Consider the following 25,378-nt stretch of genomic DNA (forward strand, 5'->3'; position numbering starts at 1 on the left):
CCATCCTCACGAGACCTCTGCATGCTCAATTACCTGTGGTTTTTCCTCGCCGCGCTGTTTGAAATCGCCGGCTGCTTCGCCTTCTGGATGTGGCTGCGCCAAGGTAAAAGCGTCTTGTGGGTCATTCCTGCGTTGCTCAGCCTGATCTTGTTCGCGGTGTTGCTGACCCGGGTCGAAGCGAGCTACGCCGGCCGCGCCTATGCCGCCTACGGTGGCATCTACATCATTGCGTCGATTGGCTGGCTGGCGGTGGTCGAGCGGATTCGTCCACTGGGCTCGGACTGGATTGGCGTGGCGCTGTGTGTGCTTGGGGCGAGTGTCATCCTGTTTGGTCCGCGCTTCTCTGCTTCCTGAAGGATCGGTCCTTCATTCAACCGGTTTGTCGGACGCGTCCGTCAGGGCGATGCATCTTGCGCTGTAGGGCGGGACTGTTTTGCTGCTGTTGCATTGAAGACCCGCCACGCGCCGGGCATCTTCAAGGGCCGGTCATCCAGAAGGACGAATGCCATGCTTGTACTCAGTCGCGTTGTGGGCGAGTTGATATCCATTGGTGACAACATTTCCGTGCGGGTTCTTGCCGTCAACGGAAGCAGCGTGCGCTTCGGTGTTGAAGCGCCGCAGCAGGTCAACGTACACCGCGCCGAAGTCTATGAGCGCATCCAGATCAAACAGGCAAAAGCCAAAGCTCGTTAGGGGGCGTTTTCAAGGGCCTCAGTCGAACAGGTGCTTGGGCACGTCGTGCTTGAGCATCAACTGGCATTGCTCGCTTTCCGGATCGAAGACGATCAGTGCCTGGCCCTTGGTCAATGCCTGACGGACACGCAAGACACGGGTTTCCAGCGGTGTGTCATCGCCGTTGTCCGTGCCGTCACGGGTCACGAAATCCTCGATCAGACGGGTCAGCGTATCGACTTCAAGTTGGTCGTGTGGGATCAGCATAGGCACCTCGGCTAAACAATGGCGCGATGCTACGGCGGTTATGAACGCATCACCAGTAGGAGCTGCCGAAGGCTGCGATCTTTTGATCTTTGCACCTGTTGCATCGCTGCAGATCAAGATTCAAAGATCGCAGCCTTCGGCAGCTCCTACAGTTCGCCTTAGCTGTCTGTGCGCTGCCCAATCAAACTATCGACCGACGGCACTCGTGTATCGCTTTCCATCTGTGTCTCGTGTTCTATCTGGTGACTGAACCGGTCCAGCGATCCCGTGGCCGGTTGTGCATCGCTGGCGAACACCGGTGGGCTGAGGATGTAGGCACCGAGCAAACGGCTGAGGGCGGCGAGGCTGTCGATGTGGGTGCGTTCATAGCCGTGGGTGGCGTCGCAACCGAAGGCCAGCAGGGCGGTGCGAATGTCGTGGCCGGCAGTGACGGCCGAGTGAGCATCGCTGAAGTAATAGCGGAACAGGTCCCGACGCGCCGGCAGTTCGTTGTCGCTGGCCAGACGCAGCAGGTGCCGCGACAGGTGATAGTCATAAGGCCCGCCGGAATCCTGCATCGCCACGCTCACCGCGTGTTCGCTGGAGTGTTGGCCGGGCGCGACCGGCGCAATGTCGATGCCGACGAATTCGCTGACGTCCCAGGGCAGGGCCGCCGCCGCACCGCTGCCGGTTTCTTCGGTGATGGTGAACAGCGGATGGCAGTCGATCATCAACTCTTCGCCGCTGTCGACAATCGCTTTCAGCGCCGCCAGCAGTGCGGCAACGCCGGCCTTGTCATCGAGGTGACGGGCGCTGATGTGGCCGCTTTCTGTGAACTCCGGCAACGGGTCGAAGGCGACGAAATCGCCGACGCTGATCCCCAGCGAGTCGCAATCGGCGCGGGTGGCGCAATAGGCGTCCAGGCGCAATTCGATGTGATCCCAGCTGATCGGCATTTCATCCACGGCGGTGTTGAATGCGTGCCCGGAGGCCATCAACGGCAACACGCTGCCGCGGATCACGCCGTTGTCGGTGAACAGACTGACGCGGCTGCCCTCGGCAAAACGGCTGGACCAGCAACCGACTGGCGCCAGGGTCAGGCGGCCGTTGTCCTTGATCGCGCGAACCGCCGCGCCAATGGTATCCAGGTGGGCGGAAACCGCGCGGTCCGGGCTGTTCTTCTTGCCCTTGAGGGTGGCACGGATGGTGCCGCGACGGGTCATTTCAAAGGGAATACCCAGCTCTTCAAGACGCTCGGCGACGTACCGCACAATGGTGTCGGTGAACCCGGTCGGGCTGGGAATGGCGAGCATTTCCAGCAGGACTTTTTGCAGGTAATTGAGATCTGGTTCGGGAATTTTGCGGGTCATGGAAACTCCTGATGAAGTGAGAGCATCGATGGTTTCGATGAAGGGGGAGAATCTACGTTGCCTGTCAGGCCGCCATCGCGGGCAAGCCCGCTCCCACAGGGCGCGCGGTCAACTGTGGGAGCGGGCTTGCCCGCGATGGCGTCAGATCAGGCTGCACACATTTATGAAACCGCCGGCTGACTATGCGGAAACAACAAATCCACAAACCGCTCGGCCGTCGGCTGCGGTTCATGGTTGGCCAGCCCCGCGCGCTCGTTGGCTTCGATAAACACATACTCCGGCTGGTCGGCGGCCGGCACCATCAGATCGAGCCCGACCATCGGAATATCCAGCGCCCGCGCCGCGCGCACTGCCGCGTCCACCAGGGTTGGATGCAGGATCGCCGTGACGTCTTCAAGAATGCCGCCGGTATGAAGGTTCGCCGTGCGCCGTACGAACAGATGCTCGCCGGCCGGCAGAATGCTGCTGTAGTCATAACCCGCCGCCTGCAACGTGCGCTGGGTCTCATGGTCCAGCGGGATTTTGCTTTCACCGCTGGTGGCGGCCTGACGGCGACGGCTCTGGGCCTCGATCAGCGCCCCGATGGAATACTGACCATCACCCACCACTTCCGCCGGCCGGCGAATGGCGGCCGCGACGACCTCGAATCCGATCACCAGAATCCGCAAATCGAGGCCTTCGTGAAAACTTTCCAGCAGCACTCGACTGTCGAATGCGCGGGCGTTTTCGATGGCTTGCTGGACCTCTTCGATGCTACGTAAATCCACCGCCACCCCTTGGCCCTGTTCACCGTCCAGCGGTTTGACCACCACCCGTTGGTGCTCGTCGAGAAACGCCAGATTGTCGTCCGCGCTCCCCGCCCGTTGTTGGGCTGGCAGTTTAAGACCGGCATTTTTCAGCGCCTTGTGGGTCAGGCTCTTGTCCTGACACAAGGTCATGCTGATGGCGCTCGTCAGATCGCTCAGGGATTCGCGACAACGCACGCGGCGAGTACCGTGCGTCAAGGTGAACAGACCGGCTTGCGCATCGTCCACTTGCACATCAATGCCGCGGCGATGAGCCTCCTCGACGATGATTCGCGCATACGGATTGAACTCGGCCTCGGGGCCCGGGCCAAGAAACAACGGCTGATTGATGCCGTTCTTGCGCTTGATGGCGAAGGTCGACAAGTTGCGAAAACCGAGCTTGGCGTAAAGACTTTTCGCCTGACGGTTGTCGTGCAACACGGACAGGTCCAGGTAGCTCAGGCCACGACTCATGAAGTGTTCGATCAAGTGCCGCACCAACACCTCACCGACACCTGGACGGGAGCATTGCGGATCGACCGCCAGGCACCAGAGGCTGCTGCCGTTTTCCGGGTCGTTGAATGCCTTGTGATGATTGAGGCCCATGACGCTGCCGATGATTGCGCCGCTGTCCTCATCTTCGGCCAGCCAATACACCGGGCCGCCCTGATGGCGTGGGGTCAGCAAGCTGGCGTCGATCGGCAGCATGCCGCGGGCCTGATACAGCTGATTGGTCGCCTGCCAGTCCGCCTCGCTTTGCGCCCGACGGATGCGGAAACCGCGAAATACCCGGGTGGCCTGTCGGTAATCGCTGAACCACAGGCGCAAGGTGTCGGACGGGTCGAGAAACAACTGGGCAGGCTCCAGCCCCAGCACTTGCTGGGGAGCGGCGACGTACAAGGCGATGTCCCGTTCACCGGGCTGCTCATTGAGCAACTCTTGGGCGAGGCTCGCGGCATCGGGAAAGGTATGGCCGATCAGCAACCGACCCCAACCGCAATGCACGGCTATCGGCGCAGCACCGAGTTCACTGCCGTCTTCGGCCAGGCGTGCCTGCAAGCGTTCGTAGGAGGGGGCCTGACCGCGCAACAAGCGTTGGCTGTAAGCCGTGGCGTTGGGTTTCATCGATCAGATTCCTTGTTCGCTGAGCCACAGGTTCAGGGCCGCCAATTGCCACAGCCTGGAGCCGCGCAACGGGGTCAGTTGACCTTGCGGATCGGTCAGCAGGCGGTCGAGCATGGCGGGGTTGAACAGGCCGCGATCCTGACTCGGGTCGAGCAGCAATTCACGCACCCAATTCAGCGTGTCGCCCAGCAAATGTTTGAGTCCCGGCACTGGGAAGTAGCCTTTTTTACGGTCGATCACCTCACTCGGAATGACCAGTCGCGCCGCCTCTTTCAACACCTGCTTGCCGCCATCTGGCAGTTTGAATTTACCCGGCACCCGCGCCGATAATTCCACCAGGCGATAGTCGAGAAACGGCGTACGCGCTTCCAGACCCCAGGCCATGGTCATGTTGTCGACCCGTTTGACCGGGTCGTCCACCAGCATCACGGTGCTGTCCAGACGCAGGGCTTTGTCCACCGCCGCGTCGGCACCGGGCTGGGCGAAATGTTCCTTCACGAAGTCACCGGCCGCGTCGTTGGCCGTCAGCCATTTCGGCTGCACCGTGGCGGTGTAGTCGGCGTAGCTGCGGTCAAAAAACGCATCGCGGTACGCTGTGTACGGATCGCTGGCGCCGTCCACCTGCGGATACCAGTGATAACCGGCGAACAACTCGTCCGCGCCCTGACCGCTCTGCACCACCTTGCAGTGCTTGGCCACTTCCCGGGACAGCAGGTAGAAGGCGATACAGTCGTGGCTGACCATCGGCTCGCTCATGGCGCGGAACGCTGCGGGCAGCTGATCGATGATCTCTTTTTCGTCGATGCGCAGTTGATGGTGCCGGGTGCCGTAGTGTTTGGCGATCAGGTCCGAATACTGGAACTCGTCACCGCGCTCGCCGCCAGCATCCTGAAAGCCGATGGAAAAGGTCGACAAGTCTTCGACCCCGACTTCGCGCAACAGCCCCACCAGCAAGCTCGAATCGACGCCACCCGAGAGCAGCACACCGACATCCACCGCTGCCCGTTGACGGATCGCCACCGCATCACGGGTGCTGTCGAGCACGCGATCGCGCCAGTCTTCGAGGGTCAGATTCAGCTCGTCGGCGTGTGGGCCGTAGGGCAGGGTCCACCAGGTTTTCTGCTCGGTGGTGCCGTCCGCTTCGATGCGCATCCAGCTCGCCGGGGGCAGTTTCTCGATGCCCGCCAACAAGGTGCGCGGGGCCGGGACCACTGCGTGGAAGTTCAGGTAATGATTGAGCGCCACCGGATCGAGGATCGGGTTGATGTCGCCGCCCTTGAGCAATGCCGGCAGGGCCGAGGCAAAGCGCAGGCGCTGGCCGGTACGCGACAGGTACAGCGGCTTCACGCCGAGACGGTCACGGGCAATGAACAGACGTTTGGCATCGCGCTCCCAAATGGCGAAGGCGAACATGCCGTTGAGCTTGGGCAACAGGGCTTCGCCCCAGGCGTGATAACCCTTGAGCAGCACTTCGGTGTCGCCACCGGAATAGAAGGTGTAACCGAGGCTTTCCAGCTCGGTACGCAGTTCCGGGAAGTTGTAGATCGCGCCGTTGAAAGCCAGGGACAGGCCCAACTGGTTGTCGATCATCGGCTGCGCCGAGCCGTCCGACAGGTCCATGATTTTCAGGCGCCGATGACCGAGGGCAATCGGGCCTTGGCTGTGGAAGCCCCACGCATCAGGGCCGCGAGGGGCCAGGTGATGGGTGATTCGTTCAATGGCTGCGAGGTCCGCAGGTTGATGGTCGAAACGTAATTCTCCAGCTAATCCGCACATAAGTCCTTACCGGTTTTTCCGTTGGGGAGGGTCAATCGATACCCGCCAAAAACGGCAGGTACTCAGAAACTGACCCGGCTGAATCCCCGGAGTTTTAGACCGATAAGTTATAAGCGGGCGCGTCAGACTTTTCCGCGGATCAACTGGCGCAACGCAAAACGGTTGGGATGGCAAGCCTCGGCCACCACTTTGGGCAAGGGCAGCGGCTCGTTCTCAAGCCATGCCGCCAACAGCTCGCCAGACAATGGCGCGGTGATCAAACCGCGAGAACCATGGCCGCTGTTGACGTAAAAACCCTCGAGCCATGGGCAGGGGACGTCGGGCACTTGCCGGGCATCTTTGCTCAGCGCGGCATAGGCAGTGGCGAAGGTGGCCTGGTCGGCCAGTGGTCCGACGATCGGCAGGTAGTCGGGGCTGGTGCAGCGGAACGCCGCGCGCCCTTCTAGCTGCAGCGGCTCCAGGTCTTGAACATGCAGACGGGCGACCAGGTCGGTGGATATTTCTTCGAGCAACGCCAGGTTGCCGAGGTGCTCGGCGACGGTCGGGGCCAGATCATCGCTCTTGAAATCGAAGCTGGCGCCAAGGGTGTGTTCGCCCAGACGCGCGGGCGCCACGTAGCCTTCGGCGCAGACGACGGTCGCCAGGCTCTGGCTTTCAGGGGTTTGCGCCAGTCGGGTGATCTGGCCGCGAATGCGTTTGAGGGGCAGCTCGGCGCTCTGGGGAAACCGCTTGATCTCGGCGGCGCCGGCCAGAATCACCACGGGCGCGCTGGCCAGCAGTGCATCGCCGTCCCAGGCCTGCCATTGTTCATCGACCTTGCGCAGTTCCAGCACCTCGCGATGGGGCAGCCACTGGATGTTCGTTGAAGACGCCTGCCACTGGCACAACGCAGGCGGATGAACCCAGCCACCTTCAGGGAAGAACAGGCCGCCGTGCTCCAGTTCGATGCCGGCCTGGGCCTGAGCCTGGAGTTGATCGAGCAGGTGCACCAGGCCTGGCGAAAAAGCTGCGGCCAACTGCGCCTGACGCTCGGCTTCCTTGGCATTGAAGGCCAATTGCAAGACCCCGCAATCGTCCCAGTCGACGCCGCGCTGTAAGTGTTCCAGCAGGCGTCGGGTGTAACCGAAACCGCTGACGATCAATTGCGACAACGCGGTGCCATGGGCCGAAAGCTTGAGGTAAAGCACGCCTTGAGGATTGCCCGAAGCTTCCTGCGCCAGTGCCTCGTGGCGTTCCAGCAGGCTCACTTGCCAGCCCCGTGCGGCGAGGCTGGCGGCACTGGCGCAACCGGCCAGCCCGGCGCCGATCACCAGGGCGCGGCGTTCGCCGGTCAGCGGTTGTGGGCGAGCGAACCAGGGTTTTGCCGAGACTGGTTTAGCAGCCTCTTCAGGCCAGCCGAGGAATGTGCCCCGTAGAATTTCCCACTTGTGGCCGATGCCGGGCGTGCGTTTCATCTTGAAGCCCGCCGCGTTCAGCAGGCGGCGCACCCAACCGGTGCTGGTGAAGGTGCTGATGGTCGAGCCGGGTGCCGCCAGGCGAGCCAGTTCGGCAAACAGTTCGGCGGTCCACATGTCGGGGTTTTTCGCCGGGGCGAAACCGTCGAGAAACCAGGCATCGATCTGCGCATCCAGTTGGGGCAACTGCTCCAGCGCATCGCCGACCAGTAAGGTCAGAGTGACGCGGCCATTGTCCAGCACCAGGCGCTGGAAACCTTGATGGATCGCCACGTATTGCGCCAGCAGTTGATCGGCGAACGGCTTGAGATCTGGCCATAACGCCAGGGCCCGTTGCAGGTCGGGGGCGCTCAGCGGGTACTTTTCGACACTGACAAAATGCAGCCGTGCACCGGTCACCGCGTGTTGTTCGAACAACTGCCAGGCACAGAGAAAATTCAGCCCGGTGCCGAACCCGGTCTCGCCAATCACCAGTCGACCATTCACCGGCAATGCGGCGAAACGGTCACGCAAATCGTTTTGCTCCAGAAACACGTAGCGAGTTTCTTCAAGGCCCGACTGGTCGGAAAAATACACATCATCGAACACCCGCGAGCGCGGGCGACCTTGGTCGTCCCAGTCGAGCTGGGCGTGGGGCAATACAGGTTTCATGGCAGGCTCGGCAACGGCAAGGAGGCCATTCTAGCCGATCGCCGCAGCGGTGCTTGATCCATGGCAAGACACGTTCGACCTGTCGCTGAAATTCTGTAGCAGCTGCCGAAGGCTGCGTTTGATCGCGAAGCGGTCGCAAAGTCAGACAACGTGGTTTTCCGGTAATGCATTGTCGCCGGTTTGGCGACCGCTTCGCGATCGAACGCAGGCTGCGCCAGCTGCTACAAGGCTGCGATCTTTTGATCTTTTTTTGCTTCACCGCAAACCCCCATCTTCCGCTAGTCTTGCTCAATCCTGGAAGGAGCCGCGCCATGTTCGAATCTGCCGAAATCGGTCATGTCATCGACAAAGAAACCTATGAAGCCGAAGTGCCGGCGTTGCGTGAAGCCTTGCTCGAAGCGCAGTTCGAACTTCGGCAGCAACACCGCTTTCCGGTCATCATTTTGATCAACGGCATCGAAGGGGCCGGCAAGGGCGAGACGGTCAAGTTGCTCAACGAATGGATGGACCCGCGCTTGATCGAGGTCCGCACCTTCGACCAGCAGACCGACGAAGAGCTGGCGCGACCGCCCGCCTGGCGTTACTGGCGGATGCTTCCGGCCAAGGGCCGCATGGGGATTTTCTTCGGCAACTGGTACAGCCAGATGCTGCAGGGACGGGTTCATGGCCTGTTCAAGGATCCGCGACTTGATCAAAGCATTAACGGGGCCGAGCGGTTGGAGAAGATGCTCTGCGACGAAGGCGCGCTGATCTTCAAGTTCTGGTTTCACCTCTCCAAAAAACAAATGAAAGCGCGGCTCAAGGCGCTGGCTGACGATCCGCTGCACAGTTGGCGCATCAGCCCGCTGGACTGGCAACAGTCCCAAACGTACGACAAGTTTGTGAAGTACGGCGAACGTGTATTGCGCCGCACCAGCCGCGACTATGCGCCATGGCATGTGATCGCTGGCGTGGACACGCACTACCGCAGTCTGACGGTTGGCAAGATCCTGCTCGAGGGCCTGCAGAGCGCGCTGAAGAGACCGAGGATTCACCCGCATAAAGTCAGCGCCGCGCCCTTGTTCCCCAGCGTCGATCAAGTGAATCTGCTCGATAGCCTGGACCTGACCCTGAACCTGGACAAGGACGATTACGAAGAGCAACTGATTACCGAGCAGGCGCGGTTTTCCGGGCTGATGCGCGACAAGCGAATGCGTCGCCACGCGTTGATCGCGTTGTTCGAAGGCAACGACGCGGCAGGCAAGGGCGGGGCAATTCGTCGGGTGGCCGCGGCGCTTGACCCACGCCAGTACGACATCGTGCCGATCGCCGCGCCTACCGAGGAAGAACGGGCGCAGCCGTATCTCTGGCGTTTCTGGCGGCATATTCCGGCGCGGGGCAAATTCACTGTGTTCGACCGCTCCTGGTATGGCCGGGTGTTGGTGGAGCGCGTCGAAGGTTTTTGCAGCAAGGCGGACTGGATGCGCGCCTATGGCGAGATCAACGACTTCGAAGAGCAGATCGCCGATGCCGGGGTGATCGTGGCCAAGTTCTGGCTGGCCATCGATAAACAGACTCAGATGGAACGCTTTCAGGAGCGCGAACAGATCCCCTTCAAGCGCTTCAAGATCACTGAAGATGACTGGCGCAATCGCGATAAATGGGATGACTATCGCACCGCCGTTGGCGACATGGTCGATCGCACCAGCACTGAGATATCGCCCTGGACCCTGGTGGAAGCCAACGACAAGCGCTGGGCGCGGGTCAAGGTCCTGCGCACCATTAACCATGCGCTGGAAGAAGCCTTCGAAAAGTCCGACAAACGCGAGAAGAAACTGCAGAAAAACAAGCGCTGAACCGATGGCTACGCATACGCGGGGTGAATGATTGTCGCGGTCAGTCATGGGCTGGACTTATGCTCGTTCCAACTCCTGACTGACAACAACAATGAGGTGTATGCCATGCGTGAAGTGGTGATCGTCGACAGCGTGCGGACCGGCCTGGCCAAATCCTTTCGCGGCAAGTTCAACATGACCCGTCCGGACGACATGGCGGCCCACTGCGTCAATGCGCTGCTCACGCGCAATGACGTCGACCCGGCCAGTGTCGAGGATTGCATCGTCGGCGCCGGCTCCAACGAAGGCGCCCAGGGCTACAACATCGGTCGCAACGTCGCGGTGCTCTCGCACTTGGGTATCGGCACGGGAGGCATGACCCTTAACCGCTTCTGTTCGTCGGGCTTGCAGGCCATTGCCATTGCCGCCAACCAGATCGCTTCGGGTTGCAGCGACATCATTGTCGCCGGTGGCGTCGAATCCATCAGCCTGACCATGAAAAGCGTCAACACCGACAACCTGATCAACCCGCTGCTGAAAGAACAGGTGCCGGGCATCTATTTCCCCATGGGCCAGACCGCCGAGATCGTCGCGCGTCGTTACAACGTCAGCCGCGAAGAGCAGGACTTGTATGCCCTGCAAAGCCAGCAGCGTACCGCCCAGGCGCAGGCCGCCGGGTTGTTCAACGATGAAATCGTGCCAATGGCAGTGAAGTATCGCGTTGAAGACAAGACCACCGCTCAGGTGCAGATCCTCGACGGCATCGTCGATCATGACGACTGCAACCGCCCCGACACCACCCTTCAAAGTCTGGCCGGATTGAAACCGGTGTTTGCCGAAGACGGCTCGGTAACCGCCGGCAACTCGTCGCAATTGTCCGACGGCGCCTCGATGACCCTGGTGATGAGCCTGGAAAAAGCCCTGGCGCTGGGGCTCAAGCCCAAAGCCTTCTTTCGCGGTTTCGCCGTGGCCGGGTGCCAGCCGGACGAGATGGGCATCGGCCCGGTGTTCTCGGTGCCGAAGTTGCTCAAGGCCAAGGGGTTGCAGATTGCCGACATTGATCTGTGGGAGCTCAACGAAGCGTTCGCGTCCCAGTGCTTGTACAGCCGCAATCGGCTGGAAATCGATAACGACAAATACAACGTCAATGGCGGCTCGATTTCCATCGGCCATCCGTTCGGCATGACGGGGTCGCGTCAGGTCGGGCACATCGTGCGTGAGTTGCAGCGGCGTAACCTGCGTTACGGCATCGTCACCATGTGCGTGGGGGGCGGGATGGGGGCTACGGGGTTGTTTGAGGCGGTGCGGTAAGTACCCTGATTATGTAGAGACTGTTGCATTGCTATCGCGGGCAAGCCCGCTCCCACAGTAATTGGCGGCGATCACAAATACAGCGAACGCCACAAACCCTGTGGGAGCGGGCTTGCCCGCGATGCAGGCGCCACGGTTTACCGGCTTATGCACAAGAACTGCATCCGCTCGACATACGCCTGAATTTCACGCATCGCTGCCTCCCGGTTTTCAAACGGCCCCTCCAGCGTGTGCTCCCGGGTGGTGAAATACAACTCGCCATTGACACGACACAACCGGTCACAGCGAAAGTGCGTGGCGGGGGCGTTGTCCTGGGCGCGCATGCCGTACATGAGCGATCTCCTGCGGATGTCGGTTTCAATGAGCTTATGCATGAACCACTTGCAACGCCTGGCCACCTGATCGACGGCATATCGTCAACGTTATGGTGCGACCTGCACAGTTTCATTTGCGGCCCGCCGGCAACGGTCCCTGTGTCGCGCTCTGGTCTGAGCCTAGAATGACCGTTCTTGCCAATGGGCTTCGGGGTCAGCATGCATATTTCATCGGGTCGCTGGGTGTACGGTTTGTTCCTGGCCTTGCTGACTGCGTTGCTGTGGGGAATCCTGCCGATCAAGCTCAAGCAAGTGCTGCTGGTGATGGACCCGGTGACGGTGACCTGGTTTCGCCTGCTGGTGTCCGGTGGTTGCCTGTTCGTTTATCTGGCGGCGACCAAACGCCTGCCGAGTCGCAAAGTGCTTGGCCCGCGCGGTGGCTGTCTGGTGTTGATGGCGGTACTCGGACTGGTCGGCAACTACGTGCTGTACCTGATGGGCTTGAACCTGCTCAGCCCCGGCACCGCGCAACTGGTGGTGCAGATGGGCCCGATCATGTTGTTGATCGCCAGTCTGTTCGTGTTCAAGGAGCGGTTCAGCGTGGGGCAGGGGATTGGCCTGTTGGTGCTGTTGATCGGCTTTGGGCTGTTCTTCAATCAGCGCTTGAGCGAGTTGCTCACCTCCCTCACCGATTACACCGCAGGCGTGCTGATGGTGCTGTTGGCGTCCACGGTCTGGACCTTCTATGCCTTGGGTCAGAAGCAGTTGCTCACGGTGTGGAATTCGTTGCAGGTAATGATGGTGATTTACCTGTTCTGCGCACTGTTGCTGACGCCGTGGGTGCATCCACTGAAAGCGCTGCAACTGAGCCCGCTGCAAGGCTGGCTGCTGCTGGCGTGCTGTTTGAACACGCTGATCGCTTACGGCGCCTTTGCCGAAGCGCTGGCCCATTGGGAGGCTTCGCGGGTCAGTGCGACGCTGGCGATCACGCCGCTGGTGACCTTTGCCGCTGTGGCTGTGGCCGCGTGGTTATGGCCGGAGTATGTGCATGCCGAGCAGATCAATGGCCTGGGTTATGGCGGGGCGGTGTTGGTAGTGGTGGGCTCGGCGCTGGTGGCGTTGGGGCCATCGTTGATGGCGGGGCTTCGTGCCAGAAAGACCAAAATGGCGGTTGAATGATCGTTCCCACGCTCTGCGTGGGAACGATCACGGGCGGTGGTGATTCACCCCTGCTTACCGGCCTCCAGCATATTCTCCGGCCTCACCCACGCATCGAACTCTTCATTGGTCAGATAGCCCAGCTGCAACGCCGCCTCACGCAAGGTCAGCCCCTCGCCATAAGCCTTCTTGGCAATCTCCGCCGATTTGTCGTAGCCGATATGCGGATTCAGCGCCGTCACCAGCATCAAGCCTCGTTCCAGATGCTCGGCCATTTTCTCGGCATCCGGTTCCAGCCCGGCGATGCAATGCTGTTGGAAGTTGCTACAGCCGTCGCCCAGCAAGCGGATTGATTGCAGCAGGTTGTGAATGATCACCGGTTTGAACACGTTCAATTGCAGGTGCCCCTGACTGGCGGCAAAACCGATGGCGACGTCGTTGCCCAACACCTGACAGGCCAGCATCGACAGCGCTTCGCATTGGGTCGGATTGACCTTGCCGGGCATGATCGAGCTGCCCGGCTCGTTGGCCGGCAGTTTCACTTCAGCGAACCCGGCTCGAGGTCCGGAGCCCAGCACGCGCAGGTCGTTGGCGATTTTCATCAGGGTCACGGCGAGGGTTTTCAGGGCGCCGGATAGGGTGACCAACGGCTCGTGACCGGCCAGGGCGGCGAATTTGTTGTGGGCGGTGACGAACGGCAGGCCGGAGAGGGCGGCCAGTTCGGCGGCGATCGCTTCGCCAAAACCGTGGGGCGAGTTCAACCCGGTGCCGACCGCGGTGCCGCCCTGAGCCAGTTCACAGACCGCCGGCAGTGCGCTGCGGATCGCCCGTTCGGCGTAATCCAGTTGTGCGATGAACGCCGAGAGTTCCTGGCCGAAGGTAATCGGCGTGGCGTCCATCATGTGGGTACGACCGGTCTTGACCAGTTTCATGTGCCGCGCGGACAGCTCCGCCAGCCCGCCAGACAACTCGCTGATCGCCGGCAGCAAATGCTGTTGCACCGCCTGAACCGTCGCGATGTGCATGGCCGTGGGGAAGCAGTCGTTGGAACTCTGGGAGCGATTGACGTGATCGTTGGGGTGCACCGGGGTCTTGCCGCCACGCGGGTTGCCGGCCAGTTCGTTGGCGCGACCGGCGATCACTTCGTTGACGTTCATGTTGCTCTGGGTGCCGCTGCCGGTCTGCCAGACCACCAGCGGGAACTGATCGTCATGGTTGCCGTCGAGCACTTCGTCGGCGGCCTGTTCGATCAGGCGGGCGATGTCGGCGGGCAGGTCGCCATTGCGATCATTGACGCGCGCCGCGGCTTTCTTGATCAGGGCCAGGGCGTGCAGCACCGCCAGCGGCATGCGTTCGTTGCCGATGGCGAAGTTGATCAGCGAGCGTTGTGTCTGAGCGCCCCAGTAAGCTTCGTCCGGGACTTCCACCTGGCCCAGGCTGTCGGTTTCGATACGGCTCATCATGCACACTCCTGTAGGTCGATAGCGCAGTTTAGGCCGTGATCGCCGGTCGTGGTTCCATCAGTCGATATTTTGACCGTTCAACCCCTCTAAATCAGGCCCGACAAGGCTTGGGGTTGAGCGACACACTTTTTTAGGCGCAGAATGGACGCCCTTGGGGTTTTACCTCGCCTGCTAGAAAAGGAAACTCGATGACTCGTCTTCGTGCCATCTGTACCGCGGTTGCACTGGTTTGCGCCAGCGGCCAGGTTTTTGCCGATACCGCCAGCCACAACGCCAGTGCCGAAGCTTTCCTGACCCTGGCGCACGCTGACAAACTGGGCACTCCGGTGTACATGCAAGTGCAGCAAATGTTCGCTCAGCGCTTTGAACAGACCAAAGCCCCTGAATCGAAAAAAGCCCTGCTGGAAACCTACCAGGCCAAGGCCAACGCCGCTCTGGACGCAGCCATTGGCTGGAACAAGCTGAAGCCGGACATGGTCAAGCTCTACACCACCAATTTCAGTGAATCCGAGCTCAAGGACCTGGTTGCGTTCTACAAGTCGCCACTGGGCAAGAAAGTCCTGGAAAAAATGCCGCAGCTGACTCAGCAATCGGCCCAGATGACTCAAGCCAAGCTGGAAAGCGCGGTGCCTGTGGTCAACAAACTGTTGGCTGACATGACCAACGAACTGGATCCTAAGGCTGCAGCTACTGCACCTGCTCCTGCCAAGAAAAAGCCTTAAGCGGAGTTCGGTATGACCATGCAACAACGCATCGAATCGACCCTGGGGCTGTTGCAGCCCGAGCATCTGCAAGTGCTGGATGAAAGCCACATGCACAGCCGTGGGTTGCAGACCCACTTCAAGGCGGTGGTGGTCAGCCAGCAGTTCGAAGGGCTCAATCGCGTCAAGCGTCACCAGAAGGTGTACGGCACTTTGGGCGAACTGATGGGCGAGTTCCATGCGTTGGCGCTGCATACCTACACGCCGCAAGAATGGGCACAGATCGACGCGGCTCCGGCTTCGCCGACCTGTGCTGGCGGCAGTAAGCATTAATGTGAAGGGCTGAAGCGCTGTTGTGGCGAGGGAGCTTGCTCCCGCTGGGCTGCGAAGCAGTCCCAAAACCTGCAACAGCGTTCTGTCTGAAAGAGTGCAGTCGCCAGCATTACGACTGCTTCGCAGCCGAGCGGGAGCAAGCTCCCTCGCCACAAAGGCATTCTCGCAGTCCTAAAATCACGCCGTTTTTGCTAGAATCCGCAACGCGCCGCTCACCCGGCGCGTTTTTTTTCGTATCCGGTTCACCCCTTACGAGGGTAGCCACCTGGAGAATTACCCATGACACAACAGATTGTCGTGGCGGCACTGTATAAGTTCGTCACCCTGGAAAATTACGTCGACCTGCGCGAGCCACTGCTGCAAGCGATGGTCGACAATGGCATCAAGGGCACCCTGCTGATCGCCGAAGAAGGCATCAACGGCACCGTGTCCGGCAGCCGCGAAGGCATTGACGGGCTGATGGCCTGGCTCAAGAACGACCCACGCATGGACGACATCGACCACAAAGAGTCGTACTGCGACGAGCAGCCGTTCTATCGCACCAAAGTCAAACTCAAAAAAGAGATCGTCACCCTCGGCGTCGAAGGCGTGGACCCGAACAAAAAAGTCGGCACTTACGTCGATCCAGAAAACTGGAACGCCCTGATCAGCGACCCGGAAGTACTGTTGATCGACACCCGCAACGACTATGAAGTCTCGATCGGCACCTTCGAAGGCGCCATCGATCCGAAGACCACCAGTTTTCGCGAATTCCCCGACTACATCAAAGCCAATTTCGACCCGGCCGTGCACAAGAAAGTCGCGATGTTCTGCACCGGCGGCATTCGCTGCGAGAAGGCCTCGAGCTACATGCTCAGCCAGGGTTTCGATGAGGTCTATCACCTCAAGGGTGGCATTCTGAAGTACCTCGAAGAGGTGCCGCAGGAAGAAACCAAATGGCAGGGCGACTGTTTCGTGTTCGATAACCGCGTGACCGTTCGTCACGACCTCAGCGAAGGCGACTACGATCAATGTCATGCCTGTCGTACGCCCGTCAGCGTGGAAGACCGCGCATCCGAGCACTATGTGGCCGGCATCAGTTGCCCGCATTGCTGGGATAAGCTGAGCGAGAAAACCCGTCGCAGTGCCATCGACCGGCAGAAGCAGATCGAACTGGCCAAGGCACGCAACATGCCGCACCCGATCGGTTACAACTACAAGCAATCCGCTTCCGAGGCTTGAACCATGTCTGCGCGCCTGCTCTATGTGATGGATCCGATGTGTTCCTGGTGCTGGGGCTTCGCTCCGGTAGCCAAAGCGCTGGTTGAGCAGGCGCAGGCAGCGGGTGTGGAGTTACATCTGGTGGTGGGTGGTTTGCGCACCGGCAGTGGCGCGGCACTGGAGCCGACCACCCGGCGCTACATCCTTGAGCACTGGCAGGCGGTCAGCGAGGCCACCGGCCAACCGTTCAAGTTTGAGGGCGCATTGCCCGACGGGCTTGTCTACGACACCGAGCCTGCCTGTCGGGCACTGGTGACCGCGCGCAGCCTGGCACCGGATTGCGCCTGGACACTGCTCGGGCTGATCCAGCAGGCGTTCTACGTCGAAGGTCGCGACGTCACCCACGCCAGCGTGTTGGTGGAGCTGGCGGAGCAGGCCGGTTTGCCGCGCATCGAGTTCGCCTCCGCGTTCGATCGTGCCGATCAGCACGCCGCGACCGCTGCCGATTTCACCTGGGTCCAGGACCTGGGCATTGCCGGTTTCCCGACCTTGCTGGCGGAGCGTGATGGTCAATTGGCGCTGCTGACCAATGGTTATCAGCCCCTGAGCGAGTTGTCACCGTTGCTCGGCCGCTGGCTGGAGCGCGCAGCCTGTGCATGATCTGCCCGATGATGCAGCGGCTCCCAAACGTGTCGATCGGCTGAGCTGGGCGGAAATCCGTCGTCTGGCCCTGCACCATAAAAAATCCCTGTGGATCGCCAATGGCGTAGCGGTATTGGCAACGCTGTGCAGCGTGCCGATCCCGTTGCTGTTGCCGTTGCTGGTGGACGAAGTGCTGCTGGGCCACGGTGACGCCGCACTGAAAATCATGAACCACGCGCTGCCCGAAGGCTGGCAGAAAGCCGCGGGTTACATTGGTCTGATGCTGCTGGTGACCCTGGTGCTGCGCTGCACCGCCTTGATGCTCAACGTGGTGCAGGCGAAATTGTTTGCGGCGCTGGCCAAGGACATCGTGTATCGGATTCGGGTGCGGCTGATCGAACGGCTCAAGCGCATCTCGCTGGGGGAATACGAAAGCCTGGGCAGCGGCACGGTGACCACTCACCTGGTCACTGACCTGGACACGCTGGACAAATTCGTCGGTGAAACCCTCAGTCGTTTCCTCGTGGCCATGCTGACGTTGGTGGGCACCGCCTCCATCCTGATGTGGATGCACTGGAAACTCGCGCTGCTGATTCTGTTGTTCAACCCGCTGGTGATCTACGCCACGGTGCAGCTGGGCAAGCGCGTCAAACATCTGAAGAAGCTCGAGAACGACAGCACCTCGCGTTTCACTCAGGCCTTGACCGAAACCCTGGACGCCATCCAGGAAGTGCGCGCCGGTAACCGTCAGGGTTTTTTCCTCGGACGGTTGGGGCAGCGAGCGCGGGAAGTACGCGATTACGCGGTGAACTCGCAGTGGAAAACCGATGCATCGAACCGGGCCAGCGGTTTGCTGTTCCAGTTCGGCATCGATATTTTTCGCGCCGCGGCCATGCTCACCGTGCTGTTTTCCGACCTGTCCATTGGCCAGATGCTGGCGGTGTTCAGTTACCTGTGGTTCATGATCGGTCCGGTGGAACAGCTGCTTAACCTGCAGTACGCCTTTTACGCCGCCGGCGGTGCGCTGTCGCGGATCAACGAGCTGCTGGCCCGTGCCGACGAGCCGCAATACACCGGCACTGTTGACCCGTTTCAGGGGCGCGACACGGTGGGCATCGAAGTTCAAGGGCTGAGTTTCGGCTACGGCGATGAACTGGTGCTGAACCAAATGAACCTGTCGATTGCCCCCGGTGAAAAAGTCGCGATTGTCGGCGCCAGCGGTGGTGGCAAAAGCACGCTGGTGCAGTTGCTGCTGGGCTTGTACACGCCGCTGGCCGGCACCATCCGTTTCGGTGGTTCGACTCAGCAAGAGATCGGCCTGGAAACCGTGCGTGAGAATGTCGCCGTGGTCTTGCAGCATCCCGCCCTGTTCAATGACACCGTGCGGGCTAACCTGACCATGGGCCGCGAACGCAGCGACGAAGCCTGCTGGCAGGCATTGGAAATTGCTCAGCTGCACCACACGGTGCGTGCATTGCCCAATGGCCTGGACAGCATCGTCGGGCGTTCCGGCGTGCGTTTATCCGGCGGGCAGCGTCAGCGTCTGGCCATTGCGCGGATGGTGCTGGCCGAACCCAAGGTGGTGATCCTCGACGAGGCCACGTCCGCCCTGGACGCCGCCACTGAATACAACCTGCACCAGGCGCTGGCGCGGTTCTTGAGCCATCGCACCACGTTGATCATTGCGCACCGGTTGTCGGCCGTGAAGCAGGCTGACCGGGTATTGGTATTCGACGGCGGGCAGGTTGCCGAGGATGGCGACCACCAGCAGCTGATTGCCGATGGTGGTTTGTACGCCAAGCTTTACGGGCATTTGCAGCAAATTCAACGACCTTGAACGTCGTGCGATTTACTGTACTTAGTGTTTGAGCTGTCCCGGGGGAAATCCGACATTGGCGTTTTCATGCTCTGTCTGATCAGACCATCGGGTTTTAGCTGCGTGCCCGATCATTCGAAGTGTCGAAAATTAGCCTAGTCTGTGCTGTCGGGTGCGGGACTTATTCGGGTGTTCATCAGGCTGTGCTGATGCAAGGGACCTCATGAAGCAAAAGCGGACTCTCGGAACGCCTCGGCTGTTGGGCATCGTCTGGCCATTTATCGCCGTCGTGTTGTTTCAGGCACTGTTGGGCGGCGTCAGTCTTTACGTTCTTTCGGCGGTTCGCGGCTACGTCGGCGGTGAAAGCCTGTGGTCCAAGGGCCAGAAAGACGCCATCTATTACCTCAATCTCTACGCCGACAGCCGCGACGAGACGATCTTTCTCAAATACCAGAATGCGATTGCCGTGCCTCAGGGTGGCCATGAGTTGCGTATGGCGCTGGATCATCAGCCACCGAATATCGAGGCCGCGCGGCTCGCGATTCTCAAAGGCGGCAATCACCCGGACGACGTCTCCAGCCTGATTTGGCTGTACCTCAATTTCCGGCACTTCAGTTACCTTGAAAAAGCCATCGAGCTCTGGACGGTCGGTGACGCGTACCTGGTGCGGCTCGATGATGTCGCGCGGGAGATGCATCAGCGTATTGTCGATGGCCAGGCCAGCGATGCCGACATCAAGCGCTGGAAGGAGCAGATTTTAGTCATCAACGATGGCGTGACGCCCCCTGCCAAAGCGTTCAGCGATGCCTTGGGCGAGGGCTCACGCATGATTCTCCGGCTGCTGCTGGTGACGAACCTCGCCACGGCGCTGGGCCTGATCGTGCTGGCCTTGCTGCGCACCCACAAGCTGCTCAAGCAGCGCCATGCTTTCGCCGATGCCTTGCAGTTGGAGAAAGACCGGGCGCAGATCACTTTGCAATCGATTGGCGACGGGGTGATCACCACGGACGTCGAGGGCGCGATCGCCTACATGAACCCGGCCGCCGAGGCCTTGACGCACTGGAAAGCCGAACAGGCGGCGGGGTTGCCATTGGCGGCGCTGTTCAACCTGCTGGACGAGAACGCTCAGGCCGACGGTTTTACCTTGATCGAGCACATTTTGAGCGGGCAGTTCAGCGGTGGCAGCGAACATTCCAGACTGATCCAGCGGCTGGATGGCAGTACGGTCTCGGTCACTCTGGTCGGCGCGCCGATCCGCAACACGGGTAAGGTCAGTGGCACCGTGCTGGTGCTGCATGACATGACCCAGGAGCGGCAGTACATCGCCAATCTGTCCTGGCAAGCGACCCATGACGCCTTGACCGGGCTGGCCAACCGCCGCGAATTCGAATATCGCCTGGAGCAAGCCCTGCATCACCTGACGCGACAGGTGGGGCGTCACGCCTTGATGTTCCTCGATCTGGATCAATTCAAGCTGGTCAACGATACCTGCGGTCATGCCGCGGGCGATGAGCTGTTGCGGCATATTTGTGCGTTGCTGCAATCAGGTTTGCGCGAAGGCGACACCCTGGCCCGGTTAGGGGGCGACGAGTTCGGTATTTTGCTGGAAAACTGTGCGCCGGAAGCGGCCGAGAAAATTGCCGAAGGCCTGCGGCTGACCGTGCAGAACCTGCATTTTGTCTGGAAAGGCCGGCCGTTCGTGACCACGGTGAGTATCGGTCTGGTGCATGTGGCCCAGAGTCCGGCCACCCTCGAGGCTTCGCTGCGTGCGGCTGACATGGCCTGTTATATGGCCAAGGAAAAGGGTCGCAACCGGGTTCAGGTCTATCACGCCGACGACTCGGAGCTGTCTCTGCGCTTTGGCGAGATGGCCTGGGTGCAGCGCTTGCACATGGCATTGGAAGAAGACCGCTTTTGCCTGTATGCCCAGGAAATCGCGCCCCTTGGCCCTGGCGAGCAGGGCGGCGGGCATATCGAAATCCTGCTGCGCCTGCATGACGAAGCCGGGCGCATGATTCTGCCGGACAGTTTCATTCCGGCCGCTGAGCGTTATGGTTTGATGACGTCGCTTGATCGCTGGGTGGTGGAGAACGTTTTCAAGGTCATTGCCCAAGCCATCACTGAAGAACGCCAAGGGCCGTTGGCCATGTGTGCGATAAATCTGTCAGGTATTACGATCGGAGACGAGGCGTTTCTGGACTTCCTTCGTGAACAGTTTGTTACCTATTCAATTCCGCCTGAAATGATTTGTTTTGAAATTACAGAAACCAGCGCGATTTCCAATTTAGGAAGCGCAATTAGATTTATCAATGAACTCAAAGGTTTAGGTTGCCACTTTTCATTAGATGACTTCTGCGCCGGTATGTCCTCATTCGCTTACTTGAAACATTTACCTGTAGACTTCCTGAAGATCGACGGGAGTTTCGTAAAGGATATGCTGGACGACCCGATTAACCGCGCCATGGTCGAAGTGATCAACCACATCGGCCATGTCATGGGTAAGCGCACGATTGCCGAGTTCGTTGAAACACCTCAGATCGAGCAGGCATTGCTGGAGATCGGGGTGGATTACGCTCAAGGGTATGTGATTGAACGCCCGCATCTGTTTACCTGCGATAGTTTGCAAAGTCGTCCTGCCAGGCCACAACCTTTGTTATTCAAGGCGCCCGGCACGTTCCGTTGAAATCTCTTGCTGATCTTAAAATCACAATCAAAAGGAGCCGACAGTGATCGACACATTCAACCGAACCGGACCACTCATGGAAGCTGCAAGTTACCCCGCCTGGGCTCAGCAATTGATTCAGGATTGCAGCGAGAGCAAGCGCCGGGTTGTCGAACACGAACTGTATCAGCGCATGCGTGATAACAGACTCAGCGCAAAAACCATGCGTCAGTACCTCATTGGTGGCTGGCCAGTGGTCGAACAGTTCGCGTTATACATGGCACAGAACCTGACAAAAACCCGATTTGCGCGCCACCCTGGCGAAGACATGGCGCGTCGTTGGCTGATGCGCAACATTCGCGTCGAATTGAACCATGCCGACTACTGGGTGCACTGGAGTCGTGCTCACGGCGTCAGCCTGGAAGATCTGCGAGCGCAGCAGGTTACCCCTGAACTTCACGCCTTGAGCCACTGGTGTTGGCACACCAGTTCGTCGGATTCGTTGATCGTGGCCATCGCCGCCACCAACTACGCCATCGAGGGTGCAACCGGGGAGTGGTCGGCAGTGGTCTGTTCCAATGGCGTCTATGCGGCCTCGTTTCCCGAGGAAGATCGCAAACGGGCCATGAAGTGGTTGAAGATGCACGCCCAGTACGACGATGCCCATCCATGGGAAGCGCTGGAAATCATCTGCACCCTGGCGGGCATGAACCCGAGCAAATCCCTTCAGGTGGAATTGCGCCAGGCTGTCTGCAAAAGTTACGACTACATGTACCTGTTCCTGGAACGTTGCATGCAGTTGGAACTGGCAGGAAGAACCCCGGTAGCCCGTGAGCGGATGGCGTTGGCCGAAAGCTGATCCTCTGTAAGCGACACAAACCAAATGTGGAAGCTGCTCGCGAAGACGGCTTAACATTCAACACAGATGCTGAATGTCAAACCGCTTTCGCGAGCAAACCCGCTCCTGCATGGGTTATGCAGTGTTGCTGAAATTTCAGCCAGCCATCGCCAACCGGTTACGCCCCTCGCGCTTGGCCACATACAGCGCACTGTCAGCCCGTCGTAACAGGCTTTCGGCAGACTCGCCGGGCAGCAGGGTCGAGCAACCCAGGCTGACCGTCAGCGCGATCACCTTGCCATCGGCCACATAGTCCTGAGTCTGCGCCGCAAAGCGCAGACGTTCACCGACCATGGCCGCGGCTTCCCGACTGGTGTTGGAGAGCAGGATCATGAATTCTTCGCCACCAAACCGGAACACCATGTCCACGTTGCGCAACTGGTTTTTGATCGAGGCTGCGACCGCCTTGAGTACTTCATCGCCAGCACTGTGCCCGTAGGTGTCGTTGATGTGTTTGAAGTGATCGATGTCCAGCATCAGCAGCGACAGAGGTTGCGAGTGTCGCCGTGACATCTCGATTTCCCGTTGCAGCGTCTGATCCATAGCGATGCGGTTGCCGGTATCGGTCAGCGGATCACGCAACGCACTTTGGGTCGCCGCTCGATAGAGCAGGGCGTTTCGCATGGGGAAGAGCAGGGTGGACAGCAGTGATTCCAGAGAGCCCTGTTCCTGCTCGCTGAAACGCTGATTGCGACGGAACACCAGTTCACCCAACGGCTCGCCTTCATGGCTGAGGTTGTAGGTGATTGAATGATGACCCCGCAGGCCGAATTGCAGGCGCAAGTCGCTGGGCTGATGCTCATAGCTCAAGGCATCCAGTGGCACAAGGCGCTGAATTTCGCGGAAGAAAAGCCCGAGAATGCGTTGCGGCTCAAGACTGGTTTGCAGCTTCAGGCCCAGCACCTGGCGCAACTGCGCAAGACTGACGGGCCGCCCCTGGAGAGGAGGCTGCTGACCAAAGCCCAGGCGTTGCAATTTGGCACTGTCGAAGTCAATTGCGTTGGTCTGGGGAGGTGATTTCATATGGCGTGAGCCCCTAAGCAGTAAGGCTGTCTTACAGGCTGGGTGAGAGCGGCTTTGGGCTGCGCGTCATACTGGTCCATCAGTCCCGTAGGACATTTGGCACGAGTTTAGTCCGCTTTACCGAAGATTAGTAACCTATCGGCTCACGCTCCGCCCCGTTTGCTTTCACTCGGCGTGTCTGAGCAAAATTAGAGCGAAAGTCGTGCCATTCGGTTCAGTTGGATAAAAAACGTTCTAAATCAAAAAGGTGAAAGGTTGTGCGAGAGGGGCTGCTGAGTGCGTTGACGTTTATTTGACTTGAAGTGGCTGCAATTAATACCTGTTTTGCGTGCCGCGTCGGGAAACCGTCGCGACACAAAAGCGATGCACGGGCATTACTGAGCGTTGAACGCCTGGCCATTGATGCCGGTGCTGTCCGGACCCATCAGGTAAAGGTAGACCGGCATGATTTCCTCGGGCGTCGGGTTGTTCAGCGGATTTTCCCCAGGGTAGGCCTGAGCGCGCATGCTGGTACGGGTGGCGCCGGGGTTGATGCTGTTGGAGCGCACCGGTGCCACGGTATCGACTTCGTCGGCCAGGGTTTGCATCAGGCCTTCGGTCGCAAACTTGGAAACGCCGTAAGCACCCCAGTACGCACGACCCTTGCGACCGACACTGCTGGAGGTGAACACCACCGAGGCGTCCTGCGACAGCTTGAGCAGCGGCAGCAGGGTGCTGGTGAGCATGAACATGGCGTTGACGTTGACGTGCATGACGCGCATGAAGTTCTCGCCGGACAACTGCTCGATGGGTGTGCGGGGACCGATGATCGACGCGTTGTGCAGCAGGCCATCGAGGTGGCCGAATTCGGTCTCGATCATGGCCGCCAGTTCATCGTATTGATGGGGCAGGGCGGTTTCCAGATTGAACGGGATCACGACCGGTTGTGGATGCCCGGCCGCTTCGATTTCGTCATAGGCCTGCGTCAGGTTGGCTTCGGTCTTGCCCAGCAACAGCACGGTGGCACCATGAGCGGCGTAGGCTTTTGCGGCGGCAGCACCGATGCCACGGCCAGCGCCGGTGACCAGTATGACCCGGTCCTTGAGCAATTCGGGGCGGGCGGAATAATCAAACATAAAAAACCTCACAAAAACAGAAGACAGATCGCGGCGCGGCCAATCGCGGGCAAGCCCGCTCCCACAAGGACTGAGAGTGTTCACACATTTTCTCCCGGCAACGTGATCCTGTGGGAGCGGGCTTGCCCGCGAAGGCGTCAGCATTCACGCCACATCCCCGGAGCCTGAAAACGGGTCTCAGCAGCTACAGAGGGCGCTATCCAGCACCTGGCGCAACTCCAGCGGATGATCGACCACCACATCCGCACCCCAATGCCGCGGGTTATCGTCCGGATGAATATAGCCATAGGTCACGGCGGCTGTTTTGGTGCCGGCATCTCGCCCGGACTCGATATCGCGCAGGTCATCGCCGACAAACAGCACACTGGCCGGGTCGAGGTCGAGCATCTTGCACGCCAGGATCAACGGCTCCGGGTCCGGCTTGCTGTTCTTCACATGATCCGGGCAGATCAGCAGCGCCGAACGCTCGGCCAGCCCCAGTTGCTGCATGATCGGTTCGGCGAAGCGCAGCGGTTTATTGGTGACCACGCCCCAGATCAGGTTGGCCTTCTCGATGTCGGCCAATAATTCGCCCATGCCGTCAAAGAGCTTGCTGTGCACCGCACAACCTTTGACATAGCGCTCCAGAAATTCCAGGCGCAGCGCTTCGAAGCCCGGCGATTCCGGGTCCATGGAAAAGGTCACAGCGACCATCGCCCTGGCGCCGCCGGAGATCTCGTCGCGGATGTGCTTGTCGTTCATTGGCGGCAAACCACGCTCGGCGCGCATCGCCTGGCAGATGGCAATGAAGTCCGGCGCGGTGTCGAGCAGGGTGCCGTCCATGTCGAAAAGAACTGCTCTGATACGCAT

Annotated in this window: 22 protein-coding genes; 12 read left to right on the forward strand and 10 right to left on the reverse strand. The window is 60.0% G+C overall.

Annotated elements, in window-relative coordinates; translation table 11 throughout:
• Positions 1-21: 21 nt before the first annotated feature.
• Positions 22-354, forward strand: coding sequence for a YnfA family protein (locus LOY38_RS08750; RefSeq protein ID WP_258699668.1), 333 nt, complete (start codon positions 22-24; stop codon positions 352-354).
• Between the two features lie 153 nt (positions 355-507).
• Positions 508-693 carry a carbon storage regulator CsrA gene (csrA, locus tag LOY38_RS08755; protein WP_064616631.1) on the forward strand — a complete coding sequence of 62 codons (186 nt, stop codon included), beginning with the start codon at positions 508-510 and terminating at the stop codon, positions 691-693.
• Between the two features lie 18 nt (positions 694-711).
• Here csrA and LOY38_RS08760 read toward each other — a convergent pair whose 3' ends face one another.
• From LOY38_RS08760 to mnmC, 5 genes are all read right to left on the reverse strand, one after another.
• Positions 712-939 (reverse strand): YheU family protein, encoded by a 228-nt coding sequence (locus LOY38_RS08760; protein ID WP_003199186.1) that lies wholly within the window; start codon positions 937-939, stop codon positions 712-714.
• A 158-nt stretch (positions 940-1,097) separates the two neighbouring features.
• Positions 1,098-2,288: an osmoprotectant NAGGN system M42 family peptidase gene (locus tag LOY38_RS08765; RefSeq protein WP_258699669.1), complete on the reverse strand. Its 1,191-nt coding sequence runs from the start codon at positions 2,286-2,288 to the stop codon at positions 1,098-1,100.
• A gap of 161 nt (positions 2,289-2,449) precedes the next feature.
• A complete protein-coding gene (ngg, locus tag LOY38_RS08770) occupies positions 2,450-4,198 on the reverse strand; it encodes an N-acetylglutaminylglutamine synthetase (protein ID WP_258699670.1) in 1,749 nt (582 codons plus the stop codon).
• 3 nt (positions 4,199-4,201) lie between these two features.
• Positions 4,202-5,974, reverse strand: a complete 1,773-nt coding sequence (locus LOY38_RS08775; RefSeq protein WP_258699671.1) for an N-acetylglutaminylglutamine amidotransferase — start codon at positions 5,972-5,974, stop codon at positions 4,202-4,204.
• 122 nt (positions 5,975-6,096) lie between these two features.
• Positions 6,097-8,079, reverse strand: a complete 1,983-nt coding sequence (gene mnmC / locus LOY38_RS08780; protein ID WP_258699672.1) for a bifunctional tRNA (5-methylaminomethyl-2-thiouridine)(34)-methyltransferase MnmD/FAD-dependent 5-carboxymethylaminomethyl-2-thiouridine(34) oxidoreductase MnmC — start codon at positions 8,077-8,079, stop codon at positions 6,097-6,099.
• A 311-nt stretch (positions 8,080-8,390) separates the two neighbouring features.
• Between mnmC and pap the strand changes: the two genes are divergently transcribed.
• Entirely contained in the window at positions 8,391-9,914 is a 1,524-nt protein-coding gene (gene pap, locus LOY38_RS08785; protein WP_258699673.1) for a polyphosphate:AMP phosphotransferase, read from the forward strand.
• A 105-nt stretch (positions 9,915-10,019) separates the two neighbouring features.
• Positions 10,020-11,204 (forward strand): thiolase family protein, encoded by a 1,185-nt coding sequence (locus LOY38_RS08790; protein ID WP_258699674.1) that lies wholly within the window; start codon positions 10,020-10,022, stop codon positions 11,202-11,204.
• A gap of 137 nt (positions 11,205-11,341) precedes the next feature.
• Here LOY38_RS08790 and LOY38_RS08795 read toward each other — a convergent pair whose 3' ends face one another.
• The gene (locus tag LOY38_RS08795; RefSeq protein WP_258699675.1) at positions 11,342-11,536 is read right to left on the reverse strand and encodes a DUF6316 family protein; all 195 of its coding nucleotides are present in this window, start codon (positions 11,534-11,536) and stop codon (positions 11,342-11,344) included.
• Between the two features lie 201 nt (positions 11,537-11,737).
• On the opposite strand from LOY38_RS08795, the gene LOY38_RS08800 reads away from it, so the two are divergent.
• A complete protein-coding gene (locus LOY38_RS08800) occupies positions 11,738-12,697 on the forward strand; it encodes a DMT family transporter (RefSeq protein ID WP_258699676.1) in 960 nt (319 codons plus the stop codon).
• A 44-nt stretch (positions 12,698-12,741) separates the two neighbouring features.
• Here the strand turns inward: LOY38_RS08800 and LOY38_RS08805 are convergent, their stop codons facing one another.
• Positions 12,742-14,136, reverse strand: a complete 1,395-nt coding sequence (locus tag LOY38_RS08805; protein WP_258700684.1) for a class II fumarate hydratase — start codon at positions 14,134-14,136, stop codon at positions 12,742-12,744.
• Between the two features lie 191 nt (positions 14,137-14,327).
• Between LOY38_RS08805 and LOY38_RS08810 the strand changes: the two genes are divergently transcribed.
• The 7 genes from LOY38_RS08810 to LOY38_RS08840 all read left to right on the forward strand — a co-directional run bounded on the left by LOY38_RS08810 (position 14,328) and on the right by LOY38_RS08840 (position 22,352).
• Positions 14,328-14,861, forward strand: a complete 534-nt coding sequence (locus LOY38_RS08810) for a DUF2059 domain-containing protein (protein ID WP_258699677.1) — start codon at positions 14,328-14,330, stop codon at positions 14,859-14,861.
• A gap of 12 nt (positions 14,862-14,873) precedes the next feature.
• Complete coding sequence (locus LOY38_RS08815) at positions 14,874-15,173, forward strand: BolA family transcriptional regulator (protein WP_008005913.1); 300 nt, start codon at positions 14,874-14,876, stop codon at positions 15,171-15,173.
• A gap of 279 nt (positions 15,174-15,452) precedes the next feature.
• Positions 15,453-16,394, forward strand: a complete 942-nt coding sequence (locus tag LOY38_RS08820; RefSeq protein WP_258699678.1) for a rhodanese-related sulfurtransferase — start codon at positions 15,453-15,455, stop codon at positions 16,392-16,394.
• Positions 16,395-16,430: 36 nt separating this feature from the next.
• The gene (locus LOY38_RS08825; protein WP_258700685.1) at positions 16,431-17,033 is read left to right on the forward strand and encodes a DsbA family protein; all 603 of its coding nucleotides are present in this window, start codon (positions 16,431-16,433) and stop codon (positions 17,031-17,033) included.
• Positions 17,026-18,852: an ABC transporter ATP-binding protein gene (locus tag LOY38_RS08830; protein WP_258699679.1), complete on the forward strand. Its 1,827-nt coding sequence runs from the start codon at positions 17,026-17,028 to the stop codon at positions 18,850-18,852. Before LOY38_RS08825 ends, LOY38_RS08830 begins: the two co-directional genes overlap by 8 nt.
• Positions 18,853-19,054: 202 nt before the next feature.
• Entirely contained in the window at positions 19,055-21,514 is a 2,460-nt protein-coding gene (locus LOY38_RS08835) for an EAL domain-containing protein (protein ID WP_258699680.1), read from the forward strand.
• 76 nt (positions 21,515-21,590) lie between these two features.
• A complete protein-coding gene (locus tag LOY38_RS08840; protein WP_408980574.1) occupies positions 21,591-22,352 on the forward strand; it encodes a TenA family transcriptional regulator in 762 nt (253 codons plus the stop codon).
• Between the two features lie 135 nt (positions 22,353-22,487).
• On the opposite strand, the gene LOY38_RS08845 is transcribed toward LOY38_RS08840, so the two are convergent.
• From LOY38_RS08845 to mupP, 3 genes are all read right to left on the reverse strand, one after another.
• On the reverse strand, positions 22,488-23,414 hold the full coding sequence (locus tag LOY38_RS08845) for a GGDEF domain-containing protein (RefSeq protein ID WP_258699682.1): 927 nt from the start codon (positions 23,412-23,414) through the stop codon (positions 22,488-22,490).
• A 374-nt stretch (positions 23,415-23,788) separates the two neighbouring features.
• The gene (locus LOY38_RS08850) at positions 23,789-24,529 is read right to left on the reverse strand and encodes a YciK family oxidoreductase (protein WP_258699683.1); all 741 of its coding nucleotides are present in this window, start codon (positions 24,527-24,529) and stop codon (positions 23,789-23,791) included.
• A 177-nt stretch (positions 24,530-24,706) separates the two neighbouring features.
• Entirely contained in the window at positions 24,707-25,378 is a 672-nt protein-coding gene (gene mupP / locus LOY38_RS08855; RefSeq protein ID WP_258699684.1) for an N-acetylmuramic acid 6-phosphate phosphatase MupP, read from the reverse strand.

It is taken from the genome of Pseudomonas sp. B21-015 (assembly GCF_024749285.1).
Classification (GTDB): domain Bacteria; phylum Pseudomonadota; class Gammaproteobacteria; order Pseudomonadales; family Pseudomonadaceae; genus Aquipseudomonas.

Excerpts from the sequence above, each read along its gene's own strand:
- LOY38_RS08765 (WP_258699669.1), bottom strand. The coding sequence starts at position 2,288 with ATGACCCGCAAAATTCCCGAACCAGATCTCAATTACCTGCAAAAAGTC.
- ngg (WP_258699670.1), bottom strand. The coding sequence starts at position 4,198 with ATGAAACCCAACGCCACGGCTTACAGCCAACGCTTGTTGCGCGGTCAG.
- LOY38_RS08850 (WP_258699683.1), bottom strand. The coding sequence starts at position 24,529 with ATGTTTGATTATTCCGCCCGCCCCGAATTGCTCAAGGACCGGGTCATA.
- LOY38_RS08760 (WP_003199186.1), bottom strand. The coding sequence starts at position 939 with ATGCTGATCCCACACGACCAACTTGAAGTCGATACGCTGACCCGTCTG.
- LOY38_RS08790 (WP_258699674.1), top strand. The coding sequence starts at position 10,020 with ATGCGTGAAGTGGTGATCGTCGACAGCGTGCGGACCGGCCTGGCCAAA.
- LOY38_RS08775 (WP_258699671.1), bottom strand. The coding sequence starts at position 5,974 with ATGTGCGGATTAGCTGGAGAATTACGTTTCGACCATCAACCTGCGGAC.
- LOY38_RS08820 (WP_258699678.1), top strand. The coding sequence starts at position 15,453 with ATGACACAACAGATTGTCGTGGCGGCACTGTATAAGTTCGTCACCCTG.
- LOY38_RS08810 (WP_258699677.1), top strand. The coding sequence starts at position 14,328 with ATGACTCGTCTTCGTGCCATCTGTACCGCGGTTGCACTGGTTTGCGCC.
- csrA (WP_064616631.1), top strand. The coding sequence starts at position 508 with ATGCTTGTACTCAGTCGCGTTGTGGGCGAGTTGATATCCATTGGTGAC.
- LOY38_RS08815 (WP_008005913.1), top strand. The coding sequence starts at position 14,874 with ATGACCATGCAACAACGCATCGAATCGACCCTGGGGCTGTTGCAGCCC.
- LOY38_RS08835 (WP_258699680.1), top strand. The coding sequence starts at position 19,055 with ATGAAGCAAAAGCGGACTCTCGGAACGCCTCGGCTGTTGGGCATCGTC.
- pap (WP_258699673.1), top strand. The coding sequence starts at position 8,391 with ATGTTCGAATCTGCCGAAATCGGTCATGTCATCGACAAAGAAACCTAT.
- LOY38_RS08750 (WP_258699668.1), top strand. The coding sequence starts at position 22 with ATGCTCAATTACCTGTGGTTTTTCCTCGCCGCGCTGTTTGAAATCGCC.
- LOY38_RS08845 (WP_258699682.1), bottom strand. The coding sequence starts at position 23,414 with ATGAAATCACCTCCCCAGACCAACGCAATTGACTTCGACAGTGCCAAA.
- mupP (WP_258699684.1), bottom strand. The coding sequence starts at position 25,378 with ATGCGTATCAGAGCAGTTCTTTTCGACATGGACGGCACCCTGCTCGAC.
- LOY38_RS08805 (WP_258700684.1), bottom strand. The coding sequence starts at position 14,136 with ATGAGCCGTATCGAAACCGACAGCCTGGGCCAGGTGGAAGTCCCGGAC.
- LOY38_RS08825 (WP_258700685.1), top strand. The coding sequence starts at position 16,431 with ATGTGTTCCTGGTGCTGGGGCTTCGCTCCGGTAGCCAAAGCGCTGGTT.
- mnmC (WP_258699672.1), bottom strand. The coding sequence starts at position 8,079 with ATGAAACCTGTATTGCCCCACGCCCAGCTCGACTGGGACGACCAAGGT.
- LOY38_RS08795 (WP_258699675.1), bottom strand. The coding sequence starts at position 11,536 with ATGTACGGCATGCGCGCCCAGGACAACGCCCCCGCCACGCACTTTCGC.
- LOY38_RS08840 (WP_408980574.1), top strand. The coding sequence starts at position 21,591 with ATGGAAGCTGCAAGTTACCCCGCCTGGGCTCAGCAATTGATTCAGGAT.
- LOY38_RS08800 (WP_258699676.1), top strand. The coding sequence starts at position 11,738 with ATGCATATTTCATCGGGTCGCTGGGTGTACGGTTTGTTCCTGGCCTTG.